Genomic DNA, 16042 nt, shown 5'->3' on the forward strand with positions numbered 1-16042 from the left:
AAGGAGATTACGGTCTGAACGCGCTCCGTGGCGGCATGCGTGACGACAGTAACTCGGTATTGACCGATCAATCGAGAAGGATCAGTTGATAAGGGAGAAGAACGTCAGCGAGCCGACGGTCCGGCCGTCCTCGGTGAGCGGCGTGGCGATGGCGTCGAACGTGCGCGGGTCGTCGCCGCACTGGATGCGGACCAGCCCGCGCGCCAGCCGGCCCGAGGTCAGCGCCAGCACCGGGGCGAGCCGGGCGACCTCGTTCTGCTCCAGCGGCATGCCGTCGGCGAAGTCGAGCACCGCGAGCGCGCCGCCGTCCTCCTCCAGCAGGGGCTTGCCCACGGGCGAGACGGGCAGGCCCAGCAACTCCTCGAGCGACACGGACATCGCCACCACGGTCTGCTCGGCGTCGATCACCAGGCAGGCCTCGGCCGCGCCGTTCACGGTCGAGGCCCAGCGCTCCAGTGCCGTCGCGGCGGGGGGCAGGTCGGGGATGGTGAATTCGACGTGCTGCGGCACAGCGCCTCCTCAGGCACCGGACGTGCGAAAAGCGAAGGGGCGCCGGACGTGGGAAGAGCGTCCGGCCACCTCGAAGAGGCTACTCCGCGTGACCCCGCTTGTCAGTGCCCACCTGCTCGCCGTCGCGGTACCAGCGGTAGCCCTCGGCCAGCTGCCCGTAATCCGCCTGGTACCAGGTCGCGGGGTGCATGGCGAGGTGGAAGACCTTGTCCACGGTCTCCGCGGCGAGCCGCTGGCCGCGGGCGTTGAGCACGCGCGGGAGCTCGTGGTAGGCGGTGACCAGGCAGCCCTTGGGCACGCCGTAGAAGCTGATCTTGCCGCTCCCGGCGAACGCCAGCACGGGCATCACGGGGATGGAGACGCCGCCACTGCGGGAGAGCGCCTCGGAGGCGGCGCGCGCCTCGCGGCGGGCCTCCTCGACGTAGCGCGGCCGCCGGCCGTCGATCTGGACCACGTCTCCGGCGAACGCGACCCGGCTGCGCCCGTGGTCCTTGACCGTCACGGCGAACACGCCGCCCGGTCCGACCGCCAGGAAGCTGGTGCGCTCGGTCCCGCCGAGCTCGCGGAGGTCCAGCACGTGCCACTCTTCGCCGAGGTGGCCGATGAGGGTGCCGACGCGCCGGTACAGCCTGCTGTGGGCCGCCTCCTCCCGCCGTGTCTCGCGCTCTGCCCTCCTGGTCCGGACCCAGTCGATGGGGGTCGACCGGCCCGCGTCGCCAATGACGCGATCTTCGAACCCTTCGGGCTGCGAATCTTGACCGCGGTACAGGACGTCGGTCATCTCGCACACCTCCGATGTCGCCGCTTCGGTTGCGTGTGTGTCCAAACACCGTACGTGACCACGTACACGGTCGGCATCCTTGAGTGGTGAGAATGACATGGAGTGACTGGGATGAATGCCACATTCACGGCGCCTCATGAATTTCACATAGCGCCAACCAGACGATATCGGATCGACCGTTAGGGTGACCCTATGAGTGTCGACACAGAGGTCGGACGCCTGGTCACGGTGCTTCTGCACCGTCCGGGAGCGGAGCTGGCGCGACTGACTCCGCGCAACAACGACTCGCTGCTCTTTGACGGTATTCCATGGGTCGGCCGGGCCCAAGAGGAACACGACGCCTTCGCCGCCGCACTGCGTTCGCACGGCGTCGAGGTGCTCTATGTGGCGACCCTGCTGGCCGAGACGCTGACCATCGCGGCGGCCCGGGCCGAGGTGAGCGCGGCCGTCCTCGCCGACTTCCGGCTCGGTGACACCCTGCGGGAGCGGGTGGCCGCCCATCTGGACGCGCTGGCGCCCGCGGAACTGGCCACGACGCTGGTGGCCGGGCTGAGCCGGGCCGAAATGGGCCTGGAGGGCGGCCGGGCCGGGCTGGTGCACGCGCTCATGGCGCCCGGCGACTTCGTGATCGACCCGCTGCCCAACCTGCTGTTCACGCGGGACTCATCCGTGTGGATCGGACCTCAGGTGGCCGTCACGAGCCTCGCGATGCACGCCCGGGCCCGCGAGACCACCCTCACGCACGCGATCTACCGGCACCATCCCCGTTTCGCCGGTACCGCCCTGCTGTACGACCCCTCGCTGGAGCACCTGGAGGGCGGCGACGTCCTCCTGCTCGCCCCCGGCGTGGTGGCGGTGGGCGTCGGCGAGCGGACCCGTCCCTCGGGCGCCGAGCGGCTCGCGCGGCGCTGCTTCGCGGCCGGGCTGGCGCACACCGTCCTGGTCGTGCCGATCGCCCAGGAGCGGGCCACGATGCACCTCGACACCGTCTGCACCATGGTCGACGTCGACGCGGTCGTGATGTACCCCAACGTCGCCAGCACCCTGCAGGCCTGGACGCTCACGGCGGAGTCGTGCACCGGCCCGGCGCCGTTCCTGACTGCCGCCGCGGCCGCGATGGGCATCGACACCCTGCGGGTCATCGACACCGGCCTCGACCCGGTGACGGCCGAGCGGGAGCAGTGGGACGACGGCAACAACACCCTGGCCATCGCGCCGCGGCTCTGCGTGGCCTACGAGCGCAACGTGGAGACCAACGCGCAGCTGGAGCGGCACGGCATCGAGGTGATCCGGATCTCCGGGTCCGAGCTGGGCTCGGGCCGGGGCGGACCGCGCTGCATGTCCGCCCCGATCCAACGGGGTTAGCGCAGTGGCTGGAGCCGGCCGATCAGGCCCTGCTTGCTGCGCCGCTCGGTCGCGGTCAGCGGCTCGGTGACGGCGAGGGCCTCCTGGTACCGCCGCATGAAGTCGGCCACCGGCGTCTCCCAGTGCCCGGCCTCGATCTCCAGCGGCAGGTCCCAGACGGGCGCGATGAGCCCGTGGGCGCGGAACATGCCCGCGAACTTGGTGTTCTCGCCGAGCAGCAGCCCGCCGCCGGCCGAGAGCCGGGACAGGGCGTCCAGGGCCGGGTCCTCGTCGTCGCCGAGGACCAGCCGCACGTGGGAGCGGTCGGTGACCTGGCACCAGTACGTGGCCGGGGCGGCGGCCAGCTTCACGGTCGGGAAGATGCTCGCGTTGGCCCGCTCGAGCGAGGCGCGCACGTTCGGGTCGTCGGTGGCGTTGTCGTCGAGCCAGAACTCGAAGCCGTCGTGCACCGTGATCTCGAGCGGGGCGTTCTCGATCACGTCCTGCAGGCGGTCGCCGAGGCCGGGCAGGGCCGGGATGTCGACGGTCTGGCCGGTCGGCGTCTCCAGGCCGCACTGCAGGGCCACGGCCAGGTCCCGCGAGACGTCGCCGGACTGCACGTGCCGCTGCAGGCCGATCAGCACGCGCCCGTCGGGCTTGGTCATGGCGGGCCACGCCATCGGCAGGACGGTCGCGAGGGTGACCTCGCGGTCGCCGTACTTCTCGGCGAACGCGGGCGCCAGCTTCAGCGGGGCCGAGGCGGCCGGTACCAGCTCTCGCAGGGCGACCCACTCGGGCTCGTCGGCCAGGCCCTGGAACGGGCGGCCGACGTACACGTCGCGGATCTTCTCGCGCTTCTCGCCGCCGGCGCGGCCACGGGGGGTCTTCGCACGCTTGCTCACGGCGATCCACACTAGGCCTTCACGCACCGCGGCGCGCAGACACACCCGCCACTGGCGCCGCACTCACCCCGGAGCGGTCCCACAAATCGGGCAAATGTGGCTAAAGCATCTGGGTTACAGCATTTGAGTTACAGCATCTGAGTTACAGCACTGCCCAGACGCACTGGCCGAGGCCGTCGCGCTCGACGCCCCAGCCGGTCGAGAGTGCGGCGACGATGGTCAGGCCGCGGCCGTCGATGGAGTCCGGACCGGCCACCCGCATCTGCGGGCCGGCGGGCGAGCCGCCGTCGGTCACGCGGATCTCCAGCGTGCCGTCGCCGAGCAGCCGCCAGGCGACGCGGATGACGTCACCGGGCAGCGGGGCCGCGTGCCGCACCGCGTTGCCGACGAGCTCCGCCGCGATCGCGATGGCGTCGTCCAGGCGCTCGGCCGGGACCAGGGTGTCCAGCTCGTCCGCGAGCCGGTGCCGGGCGACGTGCGCGCCCCGGGCGTGATGGGGTACGACGACGCACCAGGCGCGCGGTTCCGCGACGGTTGTGGACACGCTCTCAAGCCTCCCCGGGGCCGTCGGCGTCAGCTCGGGGCAGTCGCACTTCGGCGACGGTCCCTCCCCCTCGACGTGGTCGCAATGATACCCATCCATGTTGACGCTCGACGATCCGGCGAACCAGGTACAGCCCCAGCCCCACACCGCCGCTCGAGCGCTGGTCGCCGGTCTCCAGTTGCCAGAACCGGTCGAAGGCGCGCTCGACGTGCTCGGGCCGGATGCCGATCCCGCGATCGGAGACGCGGAACCAGACGGTCTGCGGGTCGGCGCCCGCGGTCAGATCGATCTCTACCCAGTTCGGCGAGTATTTACCCGCATTCGTGACCAATTCCGCCAAAATCGTGGCGAGGCTGGCCCGGTCCCCCCGGGTCTTGGGCAGCGCGTCGGGCAGTTCCGCCCGCAGGTGCCGGCGCTGGTCGCCGCTGAGCTCCTCGACCGCGCCGGCCAGCGACTCGACCAGGTCGAAGGGCAGCAGGGTGGTCGACTCGATCGCCTGCCCGTCGTCGCCGACCGCGTTGAGCAGCCGGTCGACCAGGCGGCTGAGCTCGCGGGCGCGCTGCCCGACGATCTGGATGGCCTCGCGGCGGGAGGTCTCGGGGAGGGACTCCCAGTGGTCGACCAGCGTGTCGGTGTACCCCCGGATCACCGTCACCGGCGTGCGCAACTCGTGCCCGGTGAGCGCGATGAACAGGTCGCGCCCGTCCGACGGCTGCTCCGGGCGGGCCCGGAACGACACCGCGAGGTCCTCGGACCCCGGCACCCGGGCCGTGCGGATCTCGATCGAGACGCCCGAGGGCAGCTTGTGCGCGATCGTGGCGTCGCCGGCCGGCAGCGGGAACGGCCACGGCTCGCCGAGCACGGTCTCGGCCGGCCGCGAGGTCAGCAGGGCGGCCGGCGGGTTCCAGGAGCGGACCCGGTGCTCGGGGTCCAGCAGCGCGAACGGGCCATCGGCGGGGGTCACCGCCGGGCCGTCGGAGTAGACCGGAAGTCCGCGGCCCAGGCCGTACTGCAGACCGATGAACGAGGAGAGAAAGCCCAGCGCTGCCCGTTGCCGCTCGTCGGCGGCCCCGTCGCCGTCGCGGTAGCCGACCATGAGCACCCCGGCGCCGGTCCCGTTGGCGGTGACCTCGGAGGCCATCACCCGCTGCAGGCCGCGGTCGGTCAGCAGCTGGCCGCCGGCGGTGCCGATGAGGCTGCTGGGGAACTCGCGCACCCGCGTGCCGAACTGCAGCAGGCCGCGCACCGCGGGGTGGATGAGGTCGATGGGGCGCCCGAGGGCCCAGTCGAGCTCGCCGGCGGCCGCGACCACCCGGCCGTTGTCCACCGCGTACTCGATGAACGCCGCACCGCTCGCGCCCGTCACCGCGGCGGCCACCTCGACGGAGCGCTGCAGGCCGGGCAGTCCGCCGCCGCCGGAGTTCAGCGCCTCGGTGACCTCCGCGAGGCCGCCGAACACGGCGCCGGACGCGTCGTCCGGTGCAGCATCGACCATGGTGCGAGTCTGCCTCGCATCCCGGCCCCGCGAAAGGTTGAGAAGGAAAGTTGAGTGACCTAGGCGCGGTGCCCCAGCTCGCGCAAACGGTCGATCACGTAGGCGGGGCGGTCCGAGATGATGCCGTCCACGCGCAGCTTGACCACCAGGTCGACCTCGTCCGGCTCGTTCACGGTCCACACGTAGACCGGGTGCCCGCGCCGGTGCAGGCGGTCGACGAGCTCGGGCGCGGCGCGCAGGAGCTGTACTCCGGGGCCGCCGATGGAACTGCCCGGCGGGAGCCGGCCGATGCGGCTCGGCACCGACCAGACGTCGATGAGCATCACGGTGGGCAGGTTCGGGGCCTGCTGGTGGACGCGCTTGACGGCGTTGGTCGAGAACGACATGACCGTCACCTGGAGGGGGCGCTCGGGATCCGGGCGATCCAGGCCGTACCGCCGCAAAAGCCGCAGCAGGGCCGCTTCGACCGCACCGCCGTACCGGACGGGGTGTTTGGTTTCGATGAGCACCCGCATCGGGCGGCCGGCGTCGGTCGCCACGCCGAGCAGCCGGTCGAGGGTGAGCAGCCGGCCCCGGACCCGCTCGTCGCCGTGGCTGCGCTCGACGATCAGCTCGTTGGGCGGGTCGGCGCGCCAGGAGGCGAAGTCGAAGCGGTCCAGCTCGGCCAGGGTCTGGGTGCTGACCCGGCCCCGGCCGTCGCTGGTGCGGTCGATGCGCGAGTCGTGCAGGCAGACCAGGTGGCCGTCGCGGGTGAGCCGCACGTCGCACTCCAGGCCGTCGGCGCCCTCCTCGATGGCGAGCAGGTACGCGTCGAGCGTGTGCTCGGCGTGCGTGCGCGACGAGCCGCGGTGCGCGAAGACCAGTGGCCGCCAGCCGTCGGCGCCCTCAGACGACGCGGGGAGCACCGCCGTCCTCGCTCACCATGGCCCGGCCGGTCGCTTCCCAGCTCTGCATGCCGCCGCCGACGTTGATCGCGTTGTCCACGCCGTTCTGCTGCAGGAACGCCACGACCTGGGCCGAGCGCCCGCCGACCCGGCAGACCACGAACACGTCGCGGTCGGTCGGAATGTCGCCGAGGCTCGCCGGAATCTGCATCATCGGCACGTGTACGGCGCCGGGCGCGTGGCCCGCCGCCCACTCGTCGTCCTCACGCACGTCGAGCAGGTAGGCGTCTTCTGCGATGTCACCGACCGAGGCGGTCGGGATGGATGGTCCCCTGAACACAGTTTCAGGCTATCCGGCGGCCCCGACTCACATGTGGTTGACCCAGGTGGGGTTCTCGACCGCCCACGAGTCGAGCAGGTCGTCGCGCATGGCGGTGTAGAGCCCCTCGGCCTCGTTGAGCGCCACGACGTAGGAGATGCCGCCGATGTCCTGCGGCTCCGAGGGCACCTGCAGGCCGATCAGGTTGCTCGGGCTCACGTTGCGCAGCGCGAACATCAGGTCGGCCAGCGAGACGCCGTTGGTGTCCACGGTCAGCGCCTGGCCGATCGCCCGGATGAACTTGTCCAGCGCGATCGGGTTGGTGGTGAGGTCCTTCTCCTGCGCCTTGTCGAGCATCGCCCGGATGAACTTCTGCTGGTTCTTCTGGCGGTCGTAGTCGCCGTTGGCGAGGCTCTTGCGCTGCCGGACGAGGTCGAGCGCCTGGTACGACTCCAGGTGGTGGCAGCCGGGCTCGTAGACGGCCGGGTGGCCGCCGTCGGCCGGCGAAAGGTAGTTGCCCTGGTCGTCCCAGCCGAGGTGGATCGAGGTGACCTTCTGGTCGATGCACATGTCGACGCCGCCGAGCAGGTCGACCGCGGTCTTGAAGCCGTCGAAGTCGACGATCGCGGCCCCGTCGAACTGGATGCCGAGCAGCCCGTGCAGCGTCTCGGCGAGCAGCTGGACGCCGCCCTCGCCGCCGCCGCCGTGCTGGAAGGCGCCGTTGATCTTCTCGTGCGACGAGCCGCGGAAGCCCGTGGCCGGGAAGGCCGGGATCGCCACCCGCAGGTCGCGCGGGATCGACAGCAGGTAGGCCCGGTCCATGGTGGCCGGGATGTGCACGATGATGATCGAGTCGGAGCGCTGGCCGTCCTCCGGGTCGAGGGCGCGCAGGTCCGAGCCGAGCAGCAGGAAGTTCAGCGGGCCGGTGACCGTGTTGTGGTGGGTCTCGGCGGGCGTGCCGGCGCGCGAGTTCTCACCCAGCAGCGTCCGTTGGTTGATCGCCCCGGTGTACCGCTTGTTCAGCGCGTTGACGCCCGCGACGGCGGTGCCGGAGAGCAGCACGACGACCAGTCCGAGGGCGATGAGCAGCCGGGCCCAGATCGGGTCGCGGCCGGGAAGCTTCACCTTCTTGGATTTCCCAGATCGCCCGGTCTCAATCACGGGTGGCACATCGGCGGCGGTGCCGGCCTGTCCGTCCACGTCGCTCTGCATGCACTGCCCCCGAGCCAACCCCGCCCGCGCTCCGGCGGGAATCCATACGAGTCTACTTTCGCGGGCACGAATGCGCTGACCGCGAAGCCGGTACACGATCCCCGGGAAGTCGTCAATGAGGCGATTTCTACTCGTTCACCCGGCGTGGGGGCAATGAGATGTAGACGACAGCCCGGGCATGCAACCCCGCACCAGGGGGGACATGCCCGGGCTTTTCCGATTTAGGCCGGTACTACTTCGTCTTCGCCGGCGTCGATGGCGCCGTCGAGGGCTTCGGGCCGTTGGCGGCCATCCAGTCCGCCATCTTGTCGTTGCGCACGGCGTCGTACAGTGCGGTGGCCTTCTCCTTGTCCGGCACCACGACGTCCTCGCCATTGATCTTCTTGCTGCCGTCGTTCGGGCTGACCATGAACGTGAGGTCGTCGCTGCGCAGGCTGCGGAACTGCAGCGCCATGTCGGCCAGCGAGAAGTCCTTGTCGACGGTCATCGCCTTGGTGACGGCCTTCAGGAACGAGTTCAGCTTGGTCGGGCTGGTCACCGTGCCGGAGCTGACCGCCTTGTCCAGGATGGCCTTCATCATCTCCTGCTGGTGCCGCATGCGGGCGAAGTCGCCGTCCGCGAACTGGTAGCGCTGCCGCGCGTAGTCCAGCGCCTCGTCGCCGTTGAGGTGGTTCATGCCCTTCTTGAACTGCCGCTTCGGCGGGTGGATCGAGGTGATGTCCTTCTCGATGTTCATGTCGATGCCGCCGAGGGCGTCGATGACCTGCTTGAAGCCGCCGAAGTCGATGAGCAGCACGTGATCCATCCGGACCTTCGTGTACTCCTCGATCGTCTGCACGGTCAGCGGCGTGCCACCCCACGAGAAGGACGCGTTGAGCTTGGCGTTCGTGTTGCCGTACGGCGTCGTCTTGCTCTTGGGGATGTGCACGTAGAGGTCGCGCGGCATCGAGATCAGGTAGGCCTTCTGGTGGTCGGCCGGGATGTGCAACATGATCATCGTGTCGGTGCGCCACTCGCCCGCCTTGCCCCCGTTGTCGGGGTCGCGGGAGTCGCTGCCCAGCAGCAGGATGTTCAGCGCGCCGTCGGCCACCTTGGGCGGCCGGCCGTCGGTGATCTGCGAGAACGGGTCGTCGCGGTTGAGGCCCGAGTCGACGTTGCGGTAGTAGATGTACCCGCCGAGCCCGGCCAGCAGCGCCAGCACGAGGATGCCCGCCCCGGCGACCAGGGCGATGCGGCCCCAGCGCGGACGGATCTTCTTGCGGCCGGAGTACTGGCCGCCGTTGCCGGGCGTGCGCCCGGGGCGGTCGGGCGGCGGCGGTGAACCGGGCCGGCCGTACACGCCAGGCGACGACGGGCTCGTAGGGGCGTTGGCTCGGGAGACGCGGGCACGGGCGCCCGACGTCGGAGTGAGCGCGCCGGGCACCGAGGCGCGACCCGAGGACGGGCCGCGGGAGGCGGGCGTGGTGGGCATACATCCACGATACGAAGCCCGCGCCGCCACGCCACGTAAGCGCGGCGGGCGCGGCACGAACCCGGGAGAGCTCAGCGGCTGCGGAAGTACTCCACGGTGCGCGCGAGTCCCTCTTCCGGGCCGGTGGTCGGGGCATATCCGAGCAGCTCACGGGCCTTGGTCAGGTCGGGCCGGCGGCGCTCGGGGTCGTCCGCGGTCCGGGCGACGAGCGCCACGCGGGAGGAGCTGTCGCAAATCCGCACGATCGTCTCGGCCAGCTCGAGCATGGTCATCTCGTGCGTGGTGCCGCAGTTGACCGGGCCGGTCTCGCCCGAGTCGAGCAGCAGCAGGATGCCGCGCACGAGGTCGGAGACGTAGGTGATCGAGCGGGTCTGGGTGCCGGTGCCGTGCACCGTGATCGCCTCGCCGCGCAGCGCCTGCGAGATGAAGGTCGGGATGGCGCGGCCGTCGTCGGGGCGCATGCGCTCGCCGTACGTGTTGAAGATCCGCACGATGCCCACGTCGGCGCCCCGGCGGCGGTGGTAGCCCATGACGGCCGCCTCGGAGAACCGCTTGGCCTCGTCGTAGACGCTGCGGATGCCGATCGGGTTGACGTTGCCCCAGTAGGACTCGGGCTGCGGGTGGACCAGCGGGTCGCCGTACGCCTCGGAGGTCGAGGCCATGATGAACCGCGCGCCGTCGTTGACCGCCCGCTCCAGCAGCTGGAGGGTGGCGACCGAGCCGACCCGCAGGATCTCGATCGGCAGCGACTCGAAGTCGGTCGGGCTGGCCGGCGAGGCGAAGTGCATGATCACGTCGAAGCGCGCGCTCAGGGCGTCGACGGCCGGCAGCGGCTCGGTGACGTCGGCCTCGACCAGCGTGAAGCGCGGGTTGTCGTGCAGATGCGCGACGTTGTCCTTACTCCCCGTAAGGAAGTTGTCGACCACGACGACTTCCGCCCCTCGGGCAATCAGGGCATCCGCGAGGTGAGAGCCGACAAACCCGGCACCACCGGTCAGAAGAACACGGTGACCCTCGCCGTAACGCTGCGCAACGACCATGACCGACAGCCTAGCGTGTCCCGGTACGGGGTCCGGGGGCTCGGCGGCGCCCCCGGACCCGGTACGCATTCGGATTGGATCGTCAGTGCGCGCCGGCGCCGGTCAGCGACCGGGCCTCCAGCTCCGCGTACTTCTTGGGGTCCCGCTCCTTGCTGGTCATCGCCCCGATGGCGGCGAAGATGAACCCGATCGGGATCGAGATCAGCCCCGGGTTCTCCAGCGGGATCGGCGCCGCCGTGGTGCAGCTGAACAGCGCCGTGGCGTTCGAGACCTCCTTCGACGTCTGGGCCACCCCGCACTCCTTGGCCTGGGCCGCGGTGAGCGTGGCCGGGGTGCGGGCGTCGCTGACGCCGCCCCAGGCGATCGGGCTCATCAGCACCACGCCGACGGCCGAGATGAGGCCGGCGTAGATGCCCCAGGTCGCGCCGCGGGTGTTGAACCGCTTCCAGAACAGCGAGAACAGGATCGCCGGCAGGTTCGCCGACGCGGCGATCGCGAACGCCAGCGCCACCAGGAAGGCGACGTTGAGGTTGCGCGCGACGATGCCGAGCACGATGGCCACGGCGCCGATCGCGAACGCCGAGTACCGCGCGACCACGACCTCCTGCCGCTCGTCCGTCTGGCCCCGCTTGATCACGTTGGCGTACAGGTCGTGCGCCAGCGAGGACGAGGACGCCAGGGTGAGCCCGGCGACCACGGCGAGGATGGTGGCGAAGGCGACCGCGGCGATGATGGCCAGCAGCAGCGAGCCGCCGAAGTCACCGCCGAGATAGTCCTGCCCCAGCACTTGGGCGAGCTGTGGTGCGGCCGTGTTGCCGGCCGCGTCCTGCGCGACGATCGCCTGGCGGCCGACCAGCGCCGCGGCACCGAAGCCCAGCGCCAGGGTCATCAGGTAGAACACGCCGATGAGGCCGATCGCCCAGACGACGCTCTTGCGGGCCGCCTTGGCGTTGGGGACGGTGTAGAACCGGATCAGGATGTGCGGCAGGCCGGCGGTGCCGAGCACCAGGGCCAGGCCGAGCGAGATCAGGTCCAGCTTGCTCACCAGGGTCGCCGTCGCGTTCCCGGCGAACTCGCGGCCGTAGCGCAACCCCGGCTCCAGGAACGACTCGGTCGGGTTGCGGCCCGACTTCGCCGCCGCCTCGCCGAGCAGGCTCGACAGGTTGAACTTGTAGTGCGCGAGGACGAGCAGGGTCAGGACCAGGGCGCCGATCATCAGCATGAACGCCTTGACGATCTGCACGTAGGTCGTGCCCTTCATGCCGCCGACCGTGACGTACACGATCATCAGCACGCCGATGAGCGCGATCGTGACGATCTTGGCCGTCTCCGCGCTCATGCCCATGAACGTGTCGCCGGCCTTGATGCCCAGCAGCAGCGCCACGAGCGCGCCGGCGCCGACCATCTGGGCGAGCAGGTAGAAGATCGACACGATGATCGTCGAGATGCTGCCCGCGGTGCGCACCGGCGCCTGCCGCATGCGGTAGGCGAGCACGTCGGCCATCGTGTAGCGGCCCGAGTTGCGCATCAGCTCGGCCACCAGCAGCAGCGCGACCAGCCACGCGACCAGGAAGCCGATGCTGTAGAGGAAGCCGTCGTAGCCGTTGAGCGCGATGATGCCGGCGATGCCGAGGAAGCTGGCGGCCGACATGTAGTCGCCGCCGATCGCCATGCCGTTCTGGAAGCCGCTGAACGAGCGGCCGCCCGCGTAGAAGTCCGCGGCCGTCTTGTTCTGGCGGCTGGCCCAGATGGTGATCGCGAGGGTGACGCCGACCAGGATCACGAACAGCGTCAGCGTCAGCGTCCGCTGGGTGGTCACCGAGGCCGCGGCGAGAATCTCAGGCATCGGCGTCTCCATCCGTCACCGGGGCGGCGGCCGGGGCCGGGGTGCCCTCGATCTTGGCCCGCAGGTCGTCGGCCAGCGGGTCGATCCGGCGCTCGGCGTACCGCGCGTAGAGCCACGCGATCAGGAACGTCGACACGAACTGCAGCAACCCGAAAATCAGGGCGACGTTGATGTGCCCGACGACCTTGGCACTCATGAAGTCGCGGGCGTATGCGGACATCAGCACGTACAGCGCGTACCAGACCAGGAACGCGGCGGACACGGGAAACACGAAGCGGCGCAGCGTGCGGCGCAGCGTGTCGAACTCCGGCGAATTGGCGACGGCGACGTAGCGGTTCTCGTCGGCTTCCGTGCCGGCCGGGGTCTCGGTGCTCATGGTTGATCACCACCTGCCATTGGGGGTGTGGGTAACCGCGCACGCTAGGAACCCGGCAGGCATCTATAAAGATCTTTTCGCCGCATCGGTACCGCATGTGCGCCGAACGGCACCGTCCGTGCGCCGAGTGACACCGATCACACCGGTTACCGGTGTTCTCGAAACGTCGATCAGCCGCGGTAGCGACCCCGCTCGTGGACCAGCGCCCCGCCGGCCTCGCCCAGCTCGATGCGCTCGAGCTCGCCCTCGACGAGCAGCGACCACCCCTTGGCCTCGGCGCCGACGAGCCGGCAGCCGGCCCACGAGCGGCCGCGCGGCACCGGGCCGAAGTCGGTGCGCTCCCACTCGCCGGTCGCGAACAGCCCGCCCGGCGCCGGCATCAGGCCCGCGAACTTGTCGGCGAGCTGGCGGTCCTCGGGGGTCAGCAGGCTCACCGCGAAGCGCCCGGCCGCCTCGGCCGCCGCCCAGAAGTCGCTCTCGTCGTCGATCAGGCCCAGGACGCGGCCGGGGTCGCCGTCCACGACCAGCAGCGAGGAGACCGTCAGGCCGCGGTCACCGGCGGCCGTCCACAGCGTGACCGCGGCCGGGAGCCGCCCGCGCAGGCGCCGCACGGGCGACTTGAGCTCGTCGGGGGTCGCGAACGGGTCGGAGGCGTGAATGCTCACGCCCCCATTCTCCCGGTCGTCAGGCCCGCTTCGGGGTCACCGCGGCCAAGACCTCCGGAGCGCGCCGCTGCAGGACGTTGCCCCCGGTCGTCAGGCCCGCTTCGGGGTCACCGCGGCCAAGACCTCCGGCGCGCGCCGCTGCAGGACGTTGCCGGCCAGCCGGGTGCCCAGCCAGGCGAGCGCGAAGCCCCACGCCAGCCCGATCGGCAGCAGGATCCAGGACGTGCCGCCGGGCAGCAGCGCGAACGCGACGGCCAGCGGCGCGGTGAGGATCCAGGTGGCGAACATGCTCACGAACGACAGCAGCCCCTTGGCCCCGCCGCGGCCGCTGTTCATCGCGAACGGGTTGGTCGAGTCCGGCATCGGATAGGGCGCCAGCACCGACGTGATGCCCGCCGCGCCCACCGAGATGCCGAAGGCACACAGCCCGACCCCGATGGCGGCCGCGAGCTGATCGGCGTGCCCGCTCAAGATCGAAGCCGCGATGGTACCGGCAAGCAGCAGCGGAAACGCCAGAATGCCCACGGCCACGGCGCGGGCCGCCAGCTCGACCTGGCCGGGGATCGCGGTGAGCATGTGCAGGGCGTACGCGGTGCCGTCGTTGCCGAACTGGTTCACCAGCACCAGGCCGACGAACGCGCCCGCGAACATCAGCGAGAACACGAGCGCGCCCTGACTGAGCGAGGCGCCCTGGGACTGCCCGCCGTTGAGGCCGAAGGTGAACGCGAACGGGATGACCACCGACGCCGCCAGCAGCGAGATGAGGCTGGCGCGGCGGCGGGGGTCGCGCAGCCAGTACCGCAGCTCGCGGGACAGCAGCGCGGTGAACCGCCCGGCCGGCAGGAACCGCACGATCCGCGGGACGAAGGCGCGCACCGGGGTCTCGCCGCTGGCCGCCCGGTTCTTCGCGCCCGGGCCCGCGGCGCTGCCGACCATGGCCGACTCGATCGTCCGCGACCACCACCAGAGCAGCAGGGCGATCCCGGCCACGCCGATCAGCAGGCGCACCGGGACGAGGGCCCAGTCGCCGGCGATCGCGTCGGCGTACGCGACGTACGGCGCGGCGAGCGGCGTCCACGACAGCACCTCGCCGACCACCGTGGCCTGCCGCGACTCGCCGTGCTGGACGAGCGCGAAGACGAGCTGGAAGATCGGGTTGCACGAGATGCCCAGCAGCGCGATGAGCAGCGCGGCCAGGTCGCGGACCCGGCGCGAGCGCAGCATCCGGGCGAACGCGCTGGTCACCGCGCGGCTCGCGGCCACGCACACGCCGAGCCCGACGGCCGCGCCGAGCACCGCGACGAGCGCGGCCCCGAACCCGCCCTTCATCGCGCCGCCGATCACCGAGCCGAGGGTGGCCAGCAGCGTGGCGGTCGGCGGGATGCCGACGAACGCCGCGGCCAGCATGCCGCCGATCAGCGTGCGGCGCGGCACCGGCAGCAGCGCGAAGCGGGCCGGGTCGAGTGTCTCGTCGACGCCGAAGAACAGCAGCGGGACGAAGACCCAGGCGAGTACGGCGGCGGCACCCGCGAAGGCGGCCACGGTCGGGCGCAGGGTGTCGCCGGCGAGGCTGCTCGCGGCGAACGCGGCGAAGCCGATGAACGCGCCCCAGAGCCCGAACAGCGCGCCGAAGATGAACAGGATCAGCCGCGAGTGGCGGCCGAGCCGTTTGCCGGCCGAGTCCGCCGCGTGCGACCGGCCGGGCCGCAGCGAGTTGCCGATGATGCGCAGTTTGAGGCGCACGAAGTACAAGATGCGCGGTTGGCTCGTCGGAATCGGCTCGTGCGGCCGCAGCGACGGGGCCTCGGCCGGTGCGGGCCGCTGCTGCGGGATCAGGCCGGGAACCGCATCGGGTCCGCCGGTCACAGCCACGACAGCTCCGCGCCGGTGGACACGCGGCCGCCGACCACGTCGACGAAGACGTCCTCGAGCTCGCGCCCGCCGCGGACCTCGTCCGTGGTGCCGACGACCTTGATCCGCCCGTCGGCCAGGATCGCGATGTGCGTGCACAGCTTCTCGACCACGGCCATCACGTGGCTGGAGAAGATCACCGTGCCGCCGTTGCGCACGTAGCGGATCAGGATGTCCCGGATGAGCGCGCCGGAGACCGGGTCGACCGCCTCGAACGGCTCGTCGAGCACCAGCAGCCGCGGCGCGTGCAGCAGCGCGCAGGCCAGGCCGATCTTCTTCTTCATGCCGGCCGAGTAGTCCACGACCAGCGTCCGCCCGGCGTCGGCCAGGCCGAGCACGTCGAGCAGCTCGGCCGCGCGGGAGTCCACGACGTCCTGGGGAAGACCCCGGAGCAGCCCGGTGTACGCGAGCAGCTCGCTCCCCGAGAGCCGGTCGAACATCCGCGCGGAGTCCGGCAGCGCGCCCAGGCGCCGCTTGGCCTCGACCGGATCGGACCACACGTCGTGCCCGAGCACGTACGCGTGGCCGGCATCGGGGCGCAGCAGCCCGACCGCCATCGACAGGGAGGTGGTCTTGCCGGCGCCGTTCGGGCCCAGCAGCCCGAAGAACGACCCGGTCGGCACGTCGAGGTCGACCCCGGCGACCGCGACCTTGTCATCGAAACGCTTCGTGAGCCCCCGCAGCGCGAGAGCCGAATTCGGCCCGCTCGTCACATTTTGAACGTAGGTCACGCTGTCCACCC

Annotated in this window: 15 protein-coding genes and 1 pseudogene; 1 reads left to right on the top strand and 15 read right to left on the bottom strand. The window is 71.0% G+C overall.

Annotated features, from left to right (window positions below):
- Positions 1–81: 81 nt before the first annotated feature.
- Together ACQPZ4_RS50445 and ACQPZ4_RS50450 are read right to left on the bottom strand one after the other, a co-directional pair.
- Complete coding sequence (locus ACQPZ4_RS50445) at positions 82–510, bottom strand: hypothetical protein (protein ID WP_433053803.1); 429 nt, start codon at positions 508–510, stop codon at positions 82–84.
- A 79-nt stretch (positions 511–589) separates the two neighbouring features.
- On the bottom strand, positions 590–1291 hold the full coding sequence (locus tag ACQPZ4_RS50450) for a hypothetical protein (protein WP_433053806.1): 702 nt from the start codon (positions 1289–1291) through the stop codon (positions 590–592).
- A 192-nt stretch (positions 1292–1483) separates the two neighbouring features.
- Here ACQPZ4_RS50450 and ACQPZ4_RS50455 point away from each other — a divergent pair, with 192 nt between their 5' ends.
- A complete protein-coding gene (locus ACQPZ4_RS50455) occupies positions 1484–2656 on the top strand; it encodes an arginine deiminase (RefSeq protein ID WP_433053809.1) in 1173 nt (390 codons plus the stop codon).
- Here the strand turns inward: ACQPZ4_RS50455 and ACQPZ4_RS50460 are convergent.
- The 13 genes and pseudogenes from ACQPZ4_RS50460 to ACQPZ4_RS50520 form a co-directional block, all read right to left on the bottom strand.
- Entirely contained in the window at positions 2653–3537 is an 885-nt protein-coding gene (locus tag ACQPZ4_RS50460) for a DUF5926 family protein (RefSeq protein ID WP_433053811.1), read from the bottom strand. The genes ACQPZ4_RS50455 and ACQPZ4_RS50460 overlap by 4 nt on opposite strands.
- 142 nt (positions 3538–3679) lie before the next feature.
- Positions 3680–4081 carry an ATP-binding protein gene (locus ACQPZ4_RS50465; RefSeq protein WP_433053813.1) on the bottom strand — a complete coding sequence of 134 codons (402 nt, stop codon included), beginning with the start codon at positions 4079–4081 and terminating at the stop codon, positions 3680–3682.
- Between the two features lie 4 nt (positions 4082–4085).
- Entirely contained in the window at positions 4086–5576 is a 1491-nt protein-coding gene (locus ACQPZ4_RS50470; protein ID WP_433053816.1) for an ATP-binding protein, read from the bottom strand.
- 59 nt (positions 5577–5635) lie between these two features.
- Entirely contained in the window at positions 5636–6481 is an 846-nt protein-coding gene (locus tag ACQPZ4_RS50475; protein WP_433053819.1) for a glycerophosphodiester phosphodiesterase, read from the bottom strand.
- Complete coding sequence (locus ACQPZ4_RS50480) at positions 6462–6800, bottom strand: rhodanese-like domain-containing protein (protein ID WP_433053822.1); 339 nt, start codon at positions 6798–6800, stop codon at positions 6462–6464. The genes ACQPZ4_RS50475 and ACQPZ4_RS50480 overlap by 20 nt, the downstream gene beginning before the upstream one ends.
- Before the next feature lie 27 nt (positions 6801–6827).
- Positions 6828–7904: an LCP family protein gene (locus tag ACQPZ4_RS50485; protein ID WP_433053825.1), complete on the bottom strand. Its 1077-nt coding sequence runs from the start codon at positions 7902–7904 to the stop codon at positions 6828–6830.
- Between the two features lie 319 nt (positions 7905–8223).
- Positions 8224–9462, bottom strand: coding sequence for an LCP family protein (locus tag ACQPZ4_RS50490; RefSeq protein ID WP_433053828.1), 1239 nt, complete (start codon positions 9460–9462; stop codon positions 8224–8226).
- Between the two features lie 71 nt (positions 9463–9533).
- Complete coding sequence (locus tag ACQPZ4_RS50495) at positions 9534–10502, bottom strand: NAD-dependent epimerase/dehydratase family protein (protein WP_433053831.1); 969 nt, start codon at positions 10500–10502, stop codon at positions 9534–9536.
- A gap of 363 nt (positions 10503–10865) precedes the next feature.
- A pseudogene (locus tag ACQPZ4_RS50500) lies at positions 10866–12348 on the bottom strand (solute symporter family protein); the annotation flags it as partial.
- The gene (locus tag ACQPZ4_RS50505; protein WP_433053834.1) at positions 12341–12724 is read right to left on the bottom strand and encodes a DUF485 domain-containing protein; all 384 of its coding nucleotides are present in this window, start codon (positions 12722–12724) and stop codon (positions 12341–12343) included. The gene ACQPZ4_RS50505 and the pseudogene ACQPZ4_RS50500, both read right to left, overlap by 8 nt.
- 170 nt (positions 12725–12894) lie before the next feature.
- On the bottom strand, positions 12895–13389 hold the full coding sequence (locus ACQPZ4_RS50510; RefSeq protein WP_433053837.1) for a flavin reductase family protein: 495 nt from the start codon (positions 13387–13389) through the stop codon (positions 12895–12897).
- Between the two features lie 90 nt (positions 13390–13479).
- Entirely contained in the window at positions 13480–15261 is a 1782-nt protein-coding gene (locus ACQPZ4_RS50515; protein WP_433053840.1) for an ABC transporter permease, read from the bottom strand.
- Positions 15252–16031: an ABC transporter ATP-binding protein gene (locus tag ACQPZ4_RS50520; protein ID WP_433053843.1), complete on the bottom strand. Its 780-nt coding sequence runs from the start codon at positions 16029–16031 to the stop codon at positions 15252–15254. The genes ACQPZ4_RS50515 and ACQPZ4_RS50520 overlap by 10 nt, the downstream gene beginning before the upstream one ends.
- Positions 16032–16042: the final 11 nt, after the last annotated feature.

Source organism: Dactylosporangium sp. CS-033363, assembly GCF_050942475.1.
Classification (GTDB): domain Bacteria; phylum Actinomycetota; class Actinomycetes; order Mycobacteriales; family Micromonosporaceae; genus Dactylosporangium.

Coding starts and splice junctions, on each gene's coding strand:
- ACQPZ4_RS50450 (WP_433053806.1), bottom strand. CDS start 1,291: ATGACCGACGTCCTGTACCGCGGTCAAGATTCGCAGCCCGAAGGGTTC.
- ACQPZ4_RS50455 (WP_433053809.1), top strand. CDS start 1,484: ATGAGTGTCGACACAGAGGTCGGACGCCTGGTCACGGTGCTTCTGCAC.
- ACQPZ4_RS50470 (WP_433053816.1), bottom strand. CDS start 5,576: ATGGTCGATGCTGCACCGGACGACGCGTCCGGCGCCGTGTTCGGCGGC.
- ACQPZ4_RS50490 (WP_433053828.1), bottom strand. CDS start 9,462: ATGCCCACCACGCCCGCCTCCCGCGGCCCGTCCTCGGGTCGCGCCTCG.
- ACQPZ4_RS50495 (WP_433053831.1), bottom strand. CDS start 10,502: ATGGTCGTTGCGCAGCGTTACGGCGAGGGTCACCGTGTTCTTCTGACC.
- ACQPZ4_RS50505 (WP_433053834.1), bottom strand. CDS start 12,724: ATGAGCACCGAGACCCCGGCCGGCACGGAAGCCGACGAGAACCGCTAC.